This window comes from Siccirubricoccus deserti (assembly GCF_014283215.1).
In the GTDB taxonomy this organism is placed as follows: domain Bacteria; phylum Pseudomonadota; class Alphaproteobacteria; order Acetobacterales; family Acetobacteraceae; genus Siccirubricoccus; species Siccirubricoccus deserti.
This window is the reverse complement of sequence record NZ_JACOMF010000064.1, coordinates 1-15,437: the sequence shown is the minus strand read 5'-3', so window position 1 is coordinate 15,437 and position 15,437 is coordinate 1. Positions and strand designations below refer to the sequence as shown.

13 protein-coding genes and 3 pseudogenes are annotated in these 15,437 nt (G+C 68.3%); 12 read left to right on the top strand and 4 right to left on the bottom strand.

Features of this window, described 5'->3' with window-relative positions; all coding sequences use genetic code 11:
- Positions 1-132 (top strand): annotated as a pseudogene (locus tag H7965_RS32305) (IS5 family transposase); the annotation flags it as partial.
- 345 nt (positions 133-477) lie between these two features.
- Here H7965_RS32305 and H7965_RS25320 read toward each other — a convergent pair.
- Complete coding sequence (locus H7965_RS25320; protein ID WP_186773340.1) at positions 478-756, bottom strand: transposase; 279 nt, start codon at positions 754-756, stop codon at positions 478-480.
- 217 nt (positions 757-973) lie between these two features.
- Here H7965_RS25320 and H7965_RS25315 point away from each other — a divergent pair, with 217 nt between their 5' ends.
- Positions 974-1,198, top strand: a complete 225-nt coding sequence (locus tag H7965_RS25315) for a DNA methyltransferase (protein ID WP_229682785.1) — start codon at positions 974-976, stop codon at positions 1,196-1,198.
- Positions 1,199-1,337: 139 nt separating this feature from the next.
- Here H7965_RS25315 and H7965_RS25310 read toward each other — a convergent pair whose 3' ends face one another.
- Positions 1,338-1,553, bottom strand: a complete 216-nt coding sequence (locus H7965_RS25310; RefSeq protein ID WP_186773339.1) for a hypothetical protein — start codon at positions 1,551-1,553, stop codon at positions 1,338-1,340.
- A gap of 1,300 nt (positions 1,554-2,853) precedes the next feature.
- Here H7965_RS25310 and H7965_RS31325 point away from each other — a divergent pair.
- Positions 2,854-2,997: pseudogene (locus H7965_RS31325) on the top strand (transposase); the annotation flags it as partial.
- Between the two features lie 451 nt (positions 2,998-3,448).
- Here the strand turns inward: H7965_RS31325 and H7965_RS25295 are convergent.
- Positions 3,449-4,354 (bottom strand): LysR substrate-binding domain-containing protein, encoded by a 906-nt coding sequence (locus H7965_RS25295; RefSeq protein ID WP_186773336.1) that lies wholly within the window; start codon positions 4,352-4,354, stop codon positions 3,449-3,451.
- A gap of 315 nt (positions 4,355-4,669) precedes the next feature.
- Between H7965_RS25295 and katG the strand changes: the two genes are divergently transcribed.
- The 9 genes from katG to H7965_RS31825 all read left to right on the top strand — a co-directional run bounded on the left by katG (position 4,670) and on the right by H7965_RS31825 (position 15,032).
- Positions 4,670-6,880, top strand: a complete 2,211-nt coding sequence (katG, locus tag H7965_RS25290; RefSeq protein ID WP_186773335.1) for a catalase/peroxidase HPI — start codon at positions 4,670-4,672, stop codon at positions 6,878-6,880.
- A 114-nt stretch (positions 6,881-6,994) separates the two neighbouring features.
- Positions 6,995-7,513, top strand: a complete 519-nt coding sequence (locus H7965_RS25285) for a Fur family transcriptional regulator (protein ID WP_186773334.1) — start codon at positions 6,995-6,997, stop codon at positions 7,511-7,513.
- Between the two features lie 248 nt (positions 7,514-7,761).
- Positions 7,762-8,283 (top strand): hypothetical protein, encoded by a 522-nt coding sequence (locus H7965_RS25280; RefSeq protein WP_186773333.1) that lies wholly within the window; start codon positions 7,762-7,764, stop codon positions 8,281-8,283.
- 11 nt (positions 8,284-8,294) lie between these two features.
- On the top strand, positions 8,295-8,771 hold the full coding sequence (locus H7965_RS25275; RefSeq protein ID WP_186773332.1) for a DUF421 domain-containing protein: 477 nt from the start codon (positions 8,295-8,297) through the stop codon (positions 8,769-8,771).
- A 428-nt stretch (positions 8,772-9,199) separates the two neighbouring features.
- Positions 9,200-10,192, top strand: a complete 993-nt coding sequence (locus tag H7965_RS25270) for a Bug family tripartite tricarboxylate transporter substrate binding protein (RefSeq protein WP_186773331.1) — start codon at positions 9,200-9,202, stop codon at positions 10,190-10,192.
- Between the two features lie 72 nt (positions 10,193-10,264).
- Complete coding sequence (locus H7965_RS25265) at positions 10,265-11,341, top strand: WD40/YVTN/BNR-like repeat-containing protein (protein ID WP_186773330.1); 1,077 nt, start codon at positions 10,265-10,267, stop codon at positions 11,339-11,341.
- 487 nt (positions 11,342-11,828) lie between these two features.
- The gene (locus tag H7965_RS25260) at positions 11,829-12,230 is read left to right on the top strand and encodes a four-helix bundle copper-binding protein (RefSeq protein WP_186773329.1); all 402 of its coding nucleotides are present in this window, start codon (positions 11,829-11,831) and stop codon (positions 12,228-12,230) included.
- A gap of 21 nt (positions 12,231-12,251) precedes the next feature.
- Positions 12,252-12,566 carry a DUF6496 domain-containing protein gene (locus tag H7965_RS25255; RefSeq protein WP_186773328.1) on the top strand — a complete coding sequence of 105 codons (315 nt, stop codon included), beginning with the start codon at positions 12,252-12,254 and terminating at the stop codon, positions 12,564-12,566.
- Between the two features lie 309 nt (positions 12,567-12,875).
- The gene (locus H7965_RS31825; protein WP_186773327.1) at positions 12,876-15,032 is read left to right on the top strand and encodes a sensor histidine kinase; all 2,157 of its coding nucleotides are present in this window, start codon (positions 12,876-12,878) and stop codon (positions 15,030-15,032) included.
- A gap of 293 nt (positions 15,033-15,325) precedes the next feature.
- Here the strand turns inward: H7965_RS31825 and H7965_RS25245 are convergent.
- A pseudogene (locus H7965_RS25245) lies at positions 15,326-15,437 on the bottom strand (IS630 family transposase); the annotation flags it as partial.

Sequence of the window (15,437 nt, the reverse complement as noted above, 5' to 3'; positions counted from 1 at the left end):
ATCGGTTGGATCAGCCGCAACCGCCGCCTCGCCCGCGACTTCGAGCGACACTGCCGCATCGCCGCCGCCTTCGTCCGCATGGCAATGATCCGCATCATGCTCCGCCGGCTGGCCAGAAAGCCCTCAGCGTGAATCGAAACTTCCCGGATGGGCTCTTAGGCGTTCTTAGTCGCAAGGTTGCGGCCAAGGAAAAAGGCCGAGTTTCGGCTTACTTGGCGAGCCCTGGTTGGAAACCCGGACGCCCGACCAGAAGGTCCTGGCAGCGAACATCGTGCTCCTAGCCCCCACTGACGATGATGCGGCCATACTCGGCCGACAGCGACACCACAGACTCAGTCAGTGACGCCTCATCGGACCGCACCACCCGAACCTTGTGCTGCGTCGATCGCGGCCGGCCCAGCGTGCGACACGCCCGGCGTTCGGACACCCCGAGCACCGACTGCACATGCCGCACACCAGTCCGGTGGCGCTCGGGGCCTAGACGTTTCCCTCCGCAGCCTCCTTCAGGACCTGCTTGTCCAGCCTCAGCTCCGCTACCGCCCGCTTCAGCCGCGCATTCTCGCGCTCAAGGTCTTTCAGCCGACGCGCCTGGTCCACCTTCAGGCCGCCATACTCAGAGCGCCAGTGATAGAACGTCGCTTCCGATATCTCGAGCCGCCGGCAGATCTCCCCCACCGTCCGGCCCTGCGCCAGTTCCACCTCAGCCTGCCGCAACAGACCGATGATCTGCTCCGCCGTGTGACGCTTCCTCGGCATCTCTGCCTCCTTCCAAGGGGGCCAACTCTCCCATCACAGGTGGATCCCAGGCAGGGGGAAGGTCAGGCCGGTGTACAGCACTACTGGTGCGGTGCCCGCGACCAAGGGCATGTCTGGCACTTCGACAAGCCTGCACGGAATGACCTGCATCCCACGATGAAGCCGGTGGCGCTGGTCGAGCGCGCCATCCGCAACAGCAGCAAGCAGCGCGAACCCCGTGCTCGATCTCTTCGGCGGCTCAGGCACGACCATGATCGCGGCGGAGCGGATCGGGCGGCAAGCGGTGCTGCTAGAACTCGACCCGGCCTATGCCGATGTCATCGTCCGGCGCTGGCAGGAGGCGACCGGCGAGGCCGCCGCGCTAGAGAGCGAGGAGCGCACCTTTACCGATGTCGGCGCCGTGCGCACCGGCGGCGCCGCAACGGAATTCGCAAGTGATTGAAACCTGGCTCATGTCCAACCCGCAGTGGCGGCATGCGACCTCGCTCAGCGTGGTTGCACCGTCTACTCGGTCAGCCACGCGGGACGGCCGGAGCGGGGCCGACTAGACTCTTGATGTGAGCACAGCCAGGAGCCGCGGACTACTTGTAGTAGGGCGTCACCGCGCCCTGCGTGATGTCGAGCAGGCGCGCCATGTCCGCACGCTTGATTCCGTTCTTCTTCGCAGCCCACAGCACGTCGCGGCCGAACTGGGTGAGCTTGCCGCCTTCGGTCTTCGCATCCGCGCGCAGCTGCTTGAGCACGTCTTGATCGGCTTCGAGCTGCTTAATCCAGCGCCGCACAGCAACTCCGTTCATCTCCACCTTCTCCTATGCTAAAGTCAAAAATGCTTTGGAAATTTTAAGTCATATATCTTTAGCAAATCATCGCGCGATCGGCAAGCTGCAGCTGACAGGGCAGAGACCGGCGCCAGGATGCGAGACCCTTCCACCTTTTGGCCCATATAACAGTGGCATTGCGCTCGAACTCACTTGGCTCGATGGCGCCGCAGCGCGAATGGTCTGTCGCGCGCCGGGGATCGCGGGTGCGCTGCCCCGACCGGTAGGCCCCGGCGGGGCTCGGGGTGGCAGCACCCAGCTGGTCGGGTGTTGGACCGAGGACCCCGAGGATGAAGCTCACCGACACGCAGATGGCGATCCTGACCGCCGCCGCGCACCAGCCCGAGCACTTGGCAGTGCCGCCCGAGCGCCTGCCGGCCGCCGCGCGGCAGACGGTGGCGAAGGCGCTGCTGAAGAACGACCTGGTGATCGCGGTGCAACGCCCCGCCTACGATGCGCAGGCCCTCTGGATGGTGGACGGCGACAGCGTCTTGCTGAAGATCACGGACGAGGGGCTGCGCGCCATCGGTATGGCGCCGCAGGGCGCCGCACCGGCCACGGACGCGGCGCCCACGGGCGCGCCGGAGGCGCCAACGCAGGCCAACCCCGCCGGCACCACCGAACCCGCCCAGGCCGCGCCTGCGGCGCCGGACGACGCCACCCGCGCGGAGGACCTCGCCCTGCTGGACCAGGCCCTCGCGGCGCCAGGCCCCAAGCCGCGGGCCAGCCTGCGCGACACCGCCGCCGCGGTGCTCGCCGCCTGGGAGGACGCGACCAACCGCGACATCGAGATGATCGGCGCCCTCGAGGGCACCAAGCAGGAGCAGGTCCTCGCCATGCTCCGCCGTCCCGAGGGGGCTACGGTGGCGCAGATCACCGATGACGCCGCTCGAGGCTCTGTCCCCGCTATGGCTGGGTGCATCGGGCCGCGCACATCCTGGGCAACGAGGCCGGCGAGACCGCCACCATGGTCCAGCGCCGGTTCGATGGCCTCGTCGGCGCTATGGCCCGGCACCGCCAGCGCCGGGCCGTTGCTGGTCGCGGTGGAGCACTTCTGCAAGGTCGCCCGCAGCTATCGGCCCGGGCTGTTCCATTGCCCTGCCATCACGGACATGCGGAACCTGTTGGGCGGCTTGTTCTACCTCGTGCGTACCGGCTGCCCATGGCGGCACCTACCGCCACCCCGGCCTTCCCGCCTTGGCCCACGGTGTACGGCTATAGGCGCGCCCTCCTGCGGGACGGAGGCTGGGAGAGCATCCGCGGCTGCACGACGAAGCCGGTGGTGCCTGCGAGGTGGGTGGTTGAAAGGGCACTCGGCTGGCTCGGAAGACAGCGACGCTTGTCGAAGGACTACGAGACGCTGCCCAAGGTCTCCCAAGCAATGGTAACCTTGGCGATGACCCGCCTGATGCTCCACCGCCTCGTCCATCCCAATCGCAGGCGACTGCCCGCCTCATGCCTTCGCAAACGGGCACTGAGGCGGCAACGGGTGGAGACAGTCCGGCACGGGAGCCTCGGCCTGTGGGCGCGACCATCCTCCACCTCGTGTCCATGACCGGAATGGGAAGGGAGGACCGGCCATGAATCTGGACCAAGGCGTACCGAAGAGTACTGTCTGCCGCTCCAGCCGCTTTACGCTTGATCCGGTGGGGGCGTTGCTCGCGGTGAGTGGGACCGAGGCCGCCCTGCGGCTGAGGGTCTTTGCGCTGCTGCGCCCAATGATCGAGAACGCCGGAGATCGGTCACCAAGGGTGAGATCATGGCGGCCGTCTGGCCCGGCACCGTCGTCACCGGAGACAGCGTCACCCAGATGATCAAGGGGGACGCTGGCGTGACAAAGCCGTTCAGCATCGTTCGCCTCCTCAACCGATCTTCTAGATCGTCCCCGCCGCTGCCCCTTCCGCGAAGCCGCGCAGCCGCGCAGCGATAACCTCGCCCACCGCGTCCAACGCCGCGCGTCGCGGGAAGCTCACGCGCCAGGCGACGCGCACCGTACGGCCCGCCTGCGCCGCCAGCGGCCGCAGCACGATGCCTGCATCCTGCGCCGCCCCGGCCGCGAGCCCCGGAAGCAGTGTCGTCCCGTAGCCGGCGGCCACCATGTTGAGCAAAGTCGAGAGGCTCGCCGCGCGAAGCGTGCTGCCCAGCGCCCCGCTGCGCCCGCATGCCTCAAGCGCCTGGTCGCGAAGGCAATGCCCCTCCGCCAGGACCAGGATGTCTGGCGCCAGATCCGCCTCCGCCACCACCGCCCGCTCAGCAAGCGGATGCTCGGGCGGCAATGCCGCAAGGAAGGGCTCGGCAAACAGCGGCTTGCTTGCCAGGTCCGGCCCGTCCACCTCGGTCGCCAGCAAGGCTGCGTCCAGCTCATGCGCGCGCAGCCGCTTGAGCAGCACCGAGGTCTGGTCCTCCCACGGTTCCACCTCAAGCGCGGGCAGCGCCTCGCGCAACGGCGCAAAGATCAGCGGGAGCAGGTAGGGCGCCAGCGTCGGGATGATGCCGAGCCTGAAGCGCCCGGCCAGCGGATCATGAAGGCTGCGTGCCACGGCGAGCATCGCATCCACCTCGGCCACCGCGACGCGGGCATGGCCGATCAGCAGCTTGCAGGCGGCGGTCGCCGCCACCGTCTTGCTGCCGCGTTCGAACAACGTAACGCCTAGCAATTCCTCAAGCTTGCGAAGCTGGACGGACAGCGTCGGCTGGCTGACGCCGCAGGCCTCTGCGGCGCGGCCGAAATGCTCGTGCTCGGCGACTGCCAACAGGTAGCGCAGATCCCGGAGGTTCATCGGGTCAGCCACACTGCCATTATAGATGACACCTATCAGGTTGGTTGAATACTTGTCCTTCCATTCATGCTCGGACTACCGCTAGCCTTACGCAAGACCAATCAACGAAGGGAGGAACGGCAGACCCCACGCCTGACCGGGAGCGTCGCCGCACTGGTCCTGGCAATCGGGACAGCCCAGGCGCAGGCCCGTGTGGCCCAGTGCCGCGGCCTCTCCGGCGCGCCCGCATCATGCCGACATCAGGTCGAACGCGCCTTCCGAAGCGGTCGCGGCCCTCACTTGGCCAGATCAACGCATCCAAGAACGGAGAAGAAAATGGACGGAAACAGTGGCCCGAGCGGCGGCAAGTGCCCGGTCATGCACGGCACGCCGAGACATACGACCTTCGGGGGCAGGTCGAACCGGGATTGGTGGCCCAACGGGCTGAACCTCAAGATCCTCCACCAGCGCTCCAATCTGTCCAATCCCCTGGGCGCCGCCTTCAACTATGCCGAGGAGTTCAAAAAACTCGACCTGGATGCCCTCAGGAAGGACATCTTCGCGCTGATGAGGACCTCGCAGGACTGGTGGCCGGCGGATTATGGCCATTACGGTCCGCTCTTCATCCGCATGGCCTGGCACAGCGCCGGCACCTACCGCACCGGGGACGGCCGCGGCGGCGCGGGCGCCGGCACGCTCCGCTTCGCGCCGCTGAACAGCTGGCCTGACAACGGGAACCTCGACAAGGCGGTGCGGCTGCTCTGGCCGGTCAAGAAGAAGTACGGCAACAGGATCTCCTGGGGCGACCTCATCATCTTCGCGGGCAACTGCGCTCTCGAATCGATGGGGTTCAAGACCTTCGGCTTCGCCGGCGGGCGCGTGGATGTCTGGGAGCCGGGGGAGGACATCTACTGGGGCTCGGAGGACAGCTGGCTCGGCGACAAGCGCTACACCGGGGACCGTGACCTGGAAAAGCCGCTCGCCGCGGTGCAGATGGGCCTGATCTACGTGAACCCCGAGGGTCCGAACGGCAAGCCGGACCCGCTCGCATCCGCGCGCGACATCCGCGAGACCTTCGCGCGCATGGCGATGAACGACGAGGAAACCGTGGCGCTCATCGCCGGTGGGCACACCTTCGGCAAGTGCCACGGCGCCGGCGAGGCGGCGCATGTCGGCCGTGAACCCGAAGCCTCCGAGATCGAGGACATGGGCCTCGGCTGGAAGAACAGCCTCGGCAACGGTCACGGCATCCATACCATCACCAGCGGCCTGGAAGGCGCGTGGACCAGCAACCCGACGCAGTGGGACAACGGCTACTTCGACAACCTGTTCAACTACGAGTGGGAGCTGACGAAAAGCCCCTTCGGCGCCTGGCAGTGGACACCCACGGACCCGACCGCGAAGACCACGGTGCCTGATGCCCATGATCCGTCCAAGCGGCACGCGCCGATGATGACGACGGCCGACATGGCGCTGAAAGTCGACCTCATCTACGCGCCGATCTCGAAGCGCTTCCACGAAAACCCCGACCAGTTGGCGGAGGCCTTCGCGCGGGCCTGGTTCAAGCTGACGCACCGCGACATGGGGCCGCGCATCCGTTACCTCGGCCCCGAGGTCCCGGCGGAGGATCTGCTTTGGCAGGATCCCATTCCACCGGTCACGCATGAACTGGTCGACGCGCAGGATCTCCGCTCCCTCAAGGCCAGGATCCTCGCGTCGGGGCTTTCCATCGCCCAGCTGGTCTCGACCGCCTGGGCCTCGGCGGCGACCTTCCGCGGCTCCGACAAGCGCGGCGGGGCGAACGGGGCACGCATCCGCCTAGCGCCGCAGAAGGATTGGGAGGTCAACCAGCCTGCGCAGCTGGCCGACGTGCTGGCGACGCTTGAGAGGATCCAGAAGGAGTTCAACGCCGCGCAGGCTGGCAGGAAGCAGGTCTCGCTCGCCGATCTGATCGTCCTTGGCGGTTGCGCCGCCGTCGAGCAGGCGGCGCGGAAGGCCGGCGTCGAGGTGGAGGTTCCCTTCGCGCCAGGGCGCACGGATGCGTCGCAGGAGCAGACCGACGTCGAATCCTTCGCCGTCCTCGAACCGATCGCGGACGGGTTCCGCAACTACCTGAAGGCCGACTACAGTACCGCGCCCGAGGAGCTGCTGGTGGATCAGGCGCAGCAGCTCATGCTGACCGCGCCCGAGATGACGGTGCTCGTCGGCGGCATGCGCGTGCTGAACGCCAATTTCGAACGCTCCCCGAATGGCGTTTTCACGAAGCGGCCGGAGACGCTCAGCAACGACTTCTTCGTGAACCTGCTCGATATGGGCACGGGCTGGAAGCCGGCCGAGAACGCCAAGGGGGTGTACGAGGGCCGTGACCGCGCAACGGGCGAGTTCAGGTGGACCGGCACGCGCGTGGATCTTGTCTTCGGCTCCAACTCCCAGCTCCGTGCCTTGGCGGAGGTGTACGGAAGCGACGGCTCGCAGGAAGCCTTCGTGCGTGACTTCGTGGCGGCCTGGAACAAGGTGATGAACCTGGACCGCTTCGACCTCGCCTGATTGCGCGACCAAGGTTCGGGCGCAGCCCAGGTCCGGCTGCGCCCGGGCGCCGGTTTCGGGCTCGCAGCGTTCCACACCTGCGGTGACCCGATGCGCCGGTAGCGGGAGGAACACATGACACAAGCGGTGCAATCCGCGCTTCAGGAGGAACTGCGCCGGGCCGGACTTCCCGGACACGGGGCGCTCGCGCGGCTGCTCGCACTGCTGCGCGCCGCGCCGAACACGCATTTCGGGCTTGCCGACGTTATCCGCATGGCCGCGGATACCGGGCTGGCGATGGCGCCTGTCGAGGTCGCCCGCCAACTGGAAACCCTTGCCGACCTGGGGCTGTTAGGGCGGCTGCCGAGTACCATGGCTGAGCCGCTGTTCGATATGGTGCCGAGGCCGCATTCTCATCTCGTCTACGAGGAGACGGCGGAGACTGTCGACCTCGACGTCTCGCCCGAGACGCTGCTCGCCATCCTGCGGCAGGCATTGGTCGAGCGGCCTGACAGGGTCGAGGTCCTGGTCCGTTTCCGGCGCGATCCGGCGCCGGCCGACCGGGCGAAGCGGGCTGGACGGGGTCGTCGCCAGGGTGACACCGGGGCCGCATCCCGGCCCACGATCATGGATCCCCGGCGACGGAAGGACTGACCCGCGTCGTGCGGAATTGCGGCGGCCGTCCCCCTCGAAGGGCCGCTGCGGAGGCGAAGCGCAGGTGCACCTCCTCCGCCCGGCCAGACATTCCATGACACGGTGGCCGTTTCCTCGACGACCGGGGTGGCGAGGGTGCCGCCCCATCCTGCGGTGGTAAGATCTCTACATTTGGTGCCGCGCACGGCAACGCCAGCCTGGGCCGGGCGTTCTGCTGATGGAACCATCCCCCTGCTCCTGAGACCCTGATGGCTGAAGCGCCCTCCGACCTGCCCCATGCCATGCGCCGCATGGAGGCCGATCTGCCCTTCCAGCACAGGAGCTGGCAGGTGGAGCGTCTGTCCTGGGCCATGCTGCTGGTGTTGGTCGCGGCAGGATTGCTGGGGATCTTCGGTGGCAGCGGTCCGCTGGTGGCAGCAACCGCGCTGACACCCGATGAGGCGATTCGGCTGCGCTATGAGCGGGTGCAGCGTCTTCTGCTGCGAACCACCCTGCTGGTGGAACTGCCACGCGCAAGGCCGGACGGCCAATTGGAACTGCGTCTGGGGCCGGAGATGCTGGAGGGCTGGGAAATCCATGGAACCATGCCCTCCGCGGTGGTGTCGCGCAGCGGCTCGGATGGCGTGACCCTGGTATTCGAGACTGCACCGGCGGGGGCCGGGACCACAATCCGGCTCATGGTGGAGCCGCGGCGTGTGGGCGTCCGCCGCCTTTCGGTCGCCGCTGGCGATGGACCGCCCTCGCGCCCTGCTGTGCTGATCTGGCCGTAGAGGAGTGCACCATGGACAGCGTGCTGCGCGCCATCGCCATGTTCGCCCTGTTGCTGCTGCTATTCCGGATGACCGGGCGCCGCACTCTGCATGACACGACGCCCTTCGACTTCGTGCTGCTTCTGATCGTGAGCGAGGCAACGCAGCAGGCCATGGTGGGCGAGGACAACTCCATCACCAATGCCGTGCTGGTGATATCGACACTGCTGCTGTGCAACGTTGGATTGTCTCTGCTGAAGATACGTTTCCCGGGCGTCGGCCGGGTGGTGGAAGGCGTGCCAACGTTGCTGGTCGTGCACGGCCGACCACTCAGGGACCGGCTGGCGCGTGCGCGGCTGGATGAAGGGGACGTTTTGGGCGCTGCGCGGGAGCTACAGGGTCTGGAGCGATTGGAGCAGATCCGCTTCGCCGTGCTGGAGGCCAATGGAACGATAAGCATCGTGCCGGAACCGTCGACCGGAGGGTGGAGCGCCTCATACCCGCATTGAAGGCTTCGGCATGGCAGGAGCCCCATCTCATGGGACGGAGAATGGCGGGCGGCAAATTGCCGCACGCCAGCTCCGGGTGCGAGTGGGTGGCGATGAAGCGCTGCATCGCATTCGCGACCCGCCCGACGAGAGAGCCTTGAACCGCCCCTCCCTCGCCGCGCATCGCCCGCTTGGCCGCATCATGCAGACACGGCTGCGGGCCTATCCGGCGCTCTCCGCTTGGCGGCGAGGGCGCAATGGCATTCCGGCGCGGGAGCCGTACGCGCTTGACGAGGTTCCGGACTGGCTACAAGCAGCAGGCTACCGTGGATCGGCGTTCGGACGTGAGCGCAACCCGCTGTAGCGGGGTGCGAGAGCCGCGGCCCAAGCCCTATTTCCCTGCGCAGCGGAGCCGCGCAAACTCCCGGGAAAATACCGGGAGGAATGCCATGCCCATGATGACCCGCCGCGGCTTGCTGGCCGCGCCTGCCCTGCTGTCCGCCACACCGGCGCCGGCACAAACCTCCGCCCAGTCCTATCCCGAGCGCCCGGTGCGACTGGTCGTCCCGTTTCCACCGGGCGGCAACATCGACATCCTGAGCCGGCTGCTCGCGGCACAACTCACCGCCCGGCTCCGCCAGCCGGTGGTGGTGGAGAACCGCGCTGGTGCAGGCGGTACCATGGGGGCCGAGATGGTCGCCAACTCCAGGCCGGATGGCCATACCCTGATGATGGGTTCCAACGGTTCCCTGGTCGGCAACCTGCTGACCCAGGCCAATCTCAGCTACGACCCGTTCCGCCAGCTCCAGCCCATCGGCCTCTGCGCCACGGTGGCGCTGGCGCTGGTGGTGCGGGCCGATCATCCGGCGCAGGATGTGCAGGCGCTGGTGGCGCAGTCCAGGGCGCGGCCGGGCAGCGTCACCTGCGGCAGCGCCGGTATTGGCTCCTCCAACCACTTGGCGCTGGCGCTGTTCGATGCCGCCAGCGGTGCCGGCATCACCCATGTGCCCTATCGTGGCAGCGGCCCGATGCTGCCGGATCTGCTGGCCGGCAATGTCACCTGCGTGATGGAGCAGATCAGCGTCGCCCTGCCGCTGGCACGCGAGAGCAAGGTGCGGCTGCTGGCAATCACCGCGGAACACCGGACCCCGCTGGCGCCGGACCTGCCGACCCTGGTCGAGGCCGGCTATGCCGGCGCGGTGATGCTCTCCTACAATGGGCTCTGCGCTCCGGCCGGCACGCCGGAGGCGGTGGTCGCCCTGCTGTCCGGCCTGCTGCCGGAATGCCTGGCCGAGCCGGCGCTGCGTGAGCGGATGGAGCAGGGCGGTGTTGAACTGGCGCGGCCGCCGCAGACCACGCCCGCCTGGTTCGCCGCCTTTCTCCGCACCGACCTGGCGCGCACCCGCGAGGCGGTCCGGCTGGCCGGGATCAAGGTGGAGTAAGGGCGGCATTTCCCGCCCTGCCCGATTGCTCTAGCATTTCCTGAAATGCGGGACGCCAAGGAGGAAACGGCGATGAGCAAGGGGCATGTCTTCGTGGGTGCGGTGCGCTGGCCGGGTGGCGCCAATATGACGCCGCCGCCGAATACGCTGGGTGGCGTTTTCCGCCTCGGCGTCGGCGAGTCCGAATGGGAGCATCTGTCGCAGGGACTGCCGGCGGAATGCCACGTGCCCTGCCTGACCGTGGATCCGCATGACGGCAGCCGCATCTATGCCGGCACCCAGGAAGGCCCCTATGTCAGCACCGATGGCGGCAGCAGCTGGCGGCGGCTGGACTTCCCGCGGCAAGACCGGCAGGTCTGGGCGATCGCGGTGCATCCGCGCGACCCGCGCAAGCTCTACGTCGGCACCTCGCCGCTCGGCGTCTTCATCTCGGAGGATGGCGGCGGCAACTGGCGCGAGACGCCGAGCGCGGTGCTGCCGGACATCACCGAGATGCGCGGCTTCGTCAACCGGGTAATGCGCTTCGCCTTCAACCCGGCGCGGCCGGAGGAGATGTTCGCGGCGCTGGAAGTCCGCGGCGTGATCCGCAGCACCGATGGCGGCGAGACCTGGCAGGACTGCGGCCAGGACCTGATCCGGCTGTCGGAGCAGCCGCATCTGAAGAGCGCCATCATCACCACCAACACCGCCGAGGGCATGCTGGACGTCCATGCCATCGCGATCAGCCCGGCCGCGCCGGAGGTTCCGCTGGTGGCGCTGCGCATGGGGCTGTTCCGCAGCGAGGATCATGGCGCGCATTGGCAGGATTTCGAAATGCGCAAGCTGAGCCCGATCTTCTACGGGCGCGACATCCGCGTCTCCCCGCACGATCCGAACACGCTCTACGCCACCCTTTCCACCGCGGCGAATGGCGCCACCGGCTCGGTCTGGCGCAGCACCGATCTCGGCCGCAGCTGGGCGCGCTTCGACACGCCGACCAAGCCGCAGAGCACCATGATGGCGGCGGTGCCCTCGCCGCGCGACCCGGCCGTGGTCTATGCCGCGACGCGCAAGGGCGAGGCTTTCGGCACGGTGGACGGCGGCACCACCTGGCAGGAGGTGCCGTTGCCGAAGGGCTGCATCGGCGTGATGGCGGTGGCGCTGAACTGAACTCGGCCGGGCAGAGGGCGCGTGGCAGGTGACGTCCCGCCGCGCTGCCGCCCGGCCGCCTCGGAGCGTGATCGCCTGAGGTTGGAACAACCGAAAGCGTGAAGCATGCGACCAACAGCGGAGCTGGAGCCTGTTGCTTTAGCTTGAACCCTTCAGGCTCTGGAGCAGATCACGGAGGGGCTTGAACGCCCTGGGTTCCGAATCCGCTTTACAAACAAGGGGCTGCGGCGGATTGGCGTTCAGACACGAACGCAATCTGCCGCAGCCCGGCACATCGCCGTTGCCGTCCTGCGGCTGCGGCGTCTGGTGCAGCAGCCGCGCCGTCTTGCCTGCATCCGGCTCATCAGCGCGTTATGCGGTGCCGGGTCGCGGCCGGGGATCATACCGCGACCGCAAGAGGGTGCCACACCGGCGTGAGCAGCGGCGCGCGCGGGAGCCGCCCGGCCCGCCTGGCGTTGCTGACGCATCTGAGAACAGAGGCGATCCCATGGACCATGTGCAGCACATGCTGGCGAGCCAGCCGCACCAACCCTCGGCGTTGGCGACCATTGGCGCCTGCATCACCGCCTGCAGCGATTGCGCCGCGACCTGTACCCTCTGCGCTGATTCCTGCCTGGCGGAGCAGAATACCGATGCGCTGGCCGTCTGTATCCGGCTCGACCTCGACTGCGCCGATCTCTGCACCGCCACCGGCCGGATGGTCGCCCGGCTGACCAAGCCGAACCGGGCCAGCATGGCGGGCGCCTTGAACGCCTGCATCGCCGCCTGCGAAGCCTGCGCCGCCGAATGCGAGCGGCATGCGGGCATGCACGCGCATTGCCGCGTCTGCGCCGAAGCCTGCCGCGATTGCGCCCGGGCCTGCCGTGCGCTGCTTGAGGCGATGCCCTGAAGCCGGAGGAACGAGCGGATCATGCCACAGCAGTCGAAGCCCCAGCGGGAGACCGTCGGCCGGGTGATGCATGAGTTCAAGCAAGGCGAGCTCGAAACCAGCCGTGGCACCCCGGTCCGCTCCCGCCGCCAGGCGGTCGCGATCGCGCTGCATGAGGCCGGCACTTCGCGCGACGAGAGCCCGACCGCCAACCGCCGCAACCTTGCCCGAACCAAGCGACGCGAGGCGGCGGCGGATGACACCAAGGCGGCGTTGTACGCCGAGGCAACCCGGCGCGGCATTCACGGGCGGTCTCGGATGAGCAAGGCGGAGCTGGTGCGCGCGCTGCGCGGCTAGAGCGGATCGCGGAAGGGCGTGCATCCAGCCTAGGAACAACAGCCTTGGCGGTTTGAATTGGACGTGATCGCCACCCGCCGTGGGGGTGGGTACGGGCCGATCCGAGTGACGTTGGCGGCGCGGTCCGCATGCGAGCCGGACCGCGGTGCTTGGTCTGGGTGATGCTGCCGCGTGGCGGTGCCTTCGGCGCACCCATGGCTTCGTGGCCAAATCGCTGCGATGCAGCTCATGCTAATTTCGACAATAATCATGGCCGGAAGCGAAACCTTTCTGGATGGCGTTGTTGCCGCAGTGCGTTAGTTTGCGTCGGTGCGAACCCCCCTGACCTTGCTGGCGCGGCTGTTCCTGCTGGTTGCCCTGGCGCTGTTGCCGGCGGTGCTGCAGATCTACGGTGCTCAGGTGCAGCTGCGCGAACAGCGGACTCAGGCGGCGCGCGATCAGGCGCTGCGGCTGGCGCGCGACGCTTCCGCCCGGCTCGGCCGCTTCGTCGAGGGCCTGCGGGAGGCGCTGGTGGTGCTGGCCGAGGCGCCACCTATCCGCAGCGGCGACCCGGTGGCCTGCACCGCCATGCTGGTCCAGCTGCGCGACCGCTTCGCCCAGCAGGTGCTGCTCGGCGTCGTCGATCCCGAAGGCTGGCTGCTCTGCACGACCCTCGGCACCCCGCCGCGCACCATCTACGACGGCGACCGCTCCTTCTTCCGCCTGGCGATGGAGCGCGGCGAGGTGGTGGTCAGCGAATGGGAGCCGGCGGCCCCCTTCCTGCGCGGCGGCAGCGTGCATTTTGGCCTGCCGATCCGCGGCGCCCCAGGCCAGCCGCCTCTCGGCGCGGTCGGCGCTGCGGTTGGGGTGGATTGGTTGGCCGACCTGCTGCGGCCGATCGGCCTGCCGCCCGGTGCAACGCTGACGGTCGTCGATCGCGAGGCGCGGGTCATGCTGCAGCTCACCGACACGCCGGGGCTGGCGCTGCGGCCCGGCACCCCGGCCCCGCAACAATTGCTTGAGCTGCTGCCGCCCTTCAGCCATCAGCCGAACCAGCAGGAACCGGATGCCGTCGGCACTGTGGTCGATGGTCCCGGCTGGGATGGCTCGCCCCGTATCTATGGCGCGGCGCCCTTCGTGCCGGCCACTGGCGGGGCGCTGCGGCTGGTGGTCTCACTTGATGCCGCGCGGGCGTTGGCACCGGTCGAGGCTGCGGCGCGCGCCGGTATCATCCTGATGCTGGGGGGTACCGTCATGGCGTTGGCAGCGGCCTGGGTTGGCGGCCGGCGCTTCGTGCTGCAACCGCTGGAGGTGCTGCTGGGCGCGGCTGATCAATGGGAGAAGGGACAGTATGGCACCCGCGCCGCGCCGGCGCTGCGTGGCTCGATCCCCGAGCTGGCCCGGCTGGCCGGCGCGCTGGATCGCGTCGCCGAGGCCGCGGCCGGGCGCGACCGCGCGACCGCAGCGCTGCGTGAGAACGAGGCGCGGCTTTCTTTGGCGCTGGAGGCGGGCGGCCTCGCGGCCTGGGAGCTGGATCGCGCCACTGGCCTGATCCAGCGTTCGGCCCGACACGACCAGCTGTTCGGCTATGCGACTCCGGTTGCGTATTGGACTTGGCTGATCTTCCTGCGGCATGTGCTGCCGGAGGATCGGGTTCTGGTGAAGGCGGCATTCCGGGCGCAGCGCTCGGGGCCCGCTGCACTCACCCTGGAGTTCCGCATCCGCCGGGCTGGCGACGGGGACATCCGTTGGCTGGAGGCGCGCGGCGCGCTGCATGAAGGGCCGGAGGGGGCGGGCAAGGTGCTCGGCGTGCTGGTCGACGTGACTGAGCGGCGGCGGATCGAGGCGCGGCTGCGGCTGACCGTTGGTGAGCTCAACCATCGGGTGAAGAACACTTTGGCAGCGGTGCAGTCGATTGCTGCTCAGACTCTGCGGGGGCCAGAGGGACCGGGCGCCGCCATTCCTTCCACGGCCCGCTTGGCGTTCCAGGCCCGGCTGCTGGCGCTGGCCCGTTCGCATGAGGTGCTGACCCGCGAAGGCTGGACCGGCGCCGACCTCGGCGAATTGGTGGCGCTGGCGCTGGCCCCGCATGAGACGACGCCATCCGGCCGACGCTGCCTGACCGAGGGGCCGTTGCTGCGGGTGCCGCCGCGGCTGGCGGTGCCGCTGGCCGTGGCGCTGCATGAGCTGGCCATCAATGCGGCGCGGCATGGCGCGCTGAGCGTGCCGGAAGGCCAAGTTGCGGTGCGATGGCGGCTGGAGCCGGAACAACAGAACCAGCCGGCGATGTTGCGGCTTTCCTGGAAGGAGAGCGGCGGGCCGCCGGTGCGGGTACCGATGCGGCGCGGCTTCGGCACGCGGCTGCTGGAAGGCGGGCTGGGCCGCGAATTAGGCGGCAGCGTGCACCTCGGGTTTCATTCGGAGGGCGTGGTCTGCGACATTGCCGCGCCACTGCGGCCGCAGACCTCGGCGGCAGAGGCGGCGTGAGCCTCGGCTTCCCAAATCGGCCGGTCTGGATTCCATAGCCCGCACTGGCCGGCACGTCCGCGTAACTCAGCCGGATAGAGCACCTATGTGACCCTGCCAGCCTACCATGTATGTATGTTGTTCTTGAATCTACTCAGCTTTCCCATGGTAGGGCTACCATCCAGCCTCCTCTGTCTAGTTCTCGAGGCAATCGCACCACGTTACAAACGTGCTACGTGCTCGTGACGCGCCCGAGCCTGCAAATGGCTGGCGCCGTGACCAGGCATCTGAGCGGAACCTAGGGCGGAATCCGATCATTCTGGTTCATAGCCTGCGGCGGTGAAGTAGTTTCGGCACTCTTCCGGGGTAAAGCGTGGCAGGGCGTCGCGGATGGCATCCCAGAGCCCGTCGATGGTCCGCGCGGCG

Bases quoted from the DNA above. Each gene is read 5' to 3' on its own strand.
- H7965_RS25295 (WP_186773336.1), bottom strand. From the start codon at position 4,354: ATGAACCTCCGGGATCTGCGCTACCTGTTGGCAGTCGCCGAGCACGAG.
- H7965_RS25255 (WP_186773328.1), top strand. From the start codon at position 12,252: ATGCCACAGCAGTCGAAGCCCCAGCGGGAGACCGTCGGCCGGGTGATG.
- H7965_RS25275 (WP_186773332.1), top strand. From the start codon at position 8,295: ATGGACAGCGTGCTGCGCGCCATCGCCATGTTCGCCCTGTTGCTGCTG.
- H7965_RS25260 (WP_186773329.1), top strand. From the start codon at position 11,829: ATGGACCATGTGCAGCACATGCTGGCGAGCCAGCCGCACCAACCCTCG.
- H7965_RS25310 (WP_186773339.1), bottom strand. From the start codon at position 1,553: ATGAACGGAGTTGCTGTGCGGCGCTGGATTAAGCAGCTCGAAGCCGAT.
- H7965_RS25265 (WP_186773330.1), top strand. From the start codon at position 10,265: ATGAGCAAGGGGCATGTCTTCGTGGGTGCGGTGCGCTGGCCGGGTGGC.
- katG (WP_186773335.1), top strand. From the start codon at position 4,670: ATGGACGGAAACAGTGGCCCGAGCGGCGGCAAGTGCCCGGTCATGCAC.
- H7965_RS25280 (WP_186773333.1), top strand. From the start codon at position 7,762: ATGGCTGAAGCGCCCTCCGACCTGCCCCATGCCATGCGCCGCATGGAG.
- H7965_RS25320 (WP_186773340.1), bottom strand. From the start codon at position 756: ATGCCGAGGAAGCGTCACACGGCGGAGCAGATCATCGGTCTGTTGCGG.
- H7965_RS25270 (WP_186773331.1), top strand. From the start codon at position 9,200: ATGCCCATGATGACCCGCCGCGGCTTGCTGGCCGCGCCTGCCCTGCTG.
- H7965_RS25285 (WP_186773334.1), top strand. From the start codon at position 6,995: ATGACACAAGCGGTGCAATCCGCGCTTCAGGAGGAACTGCGCCGGGCC.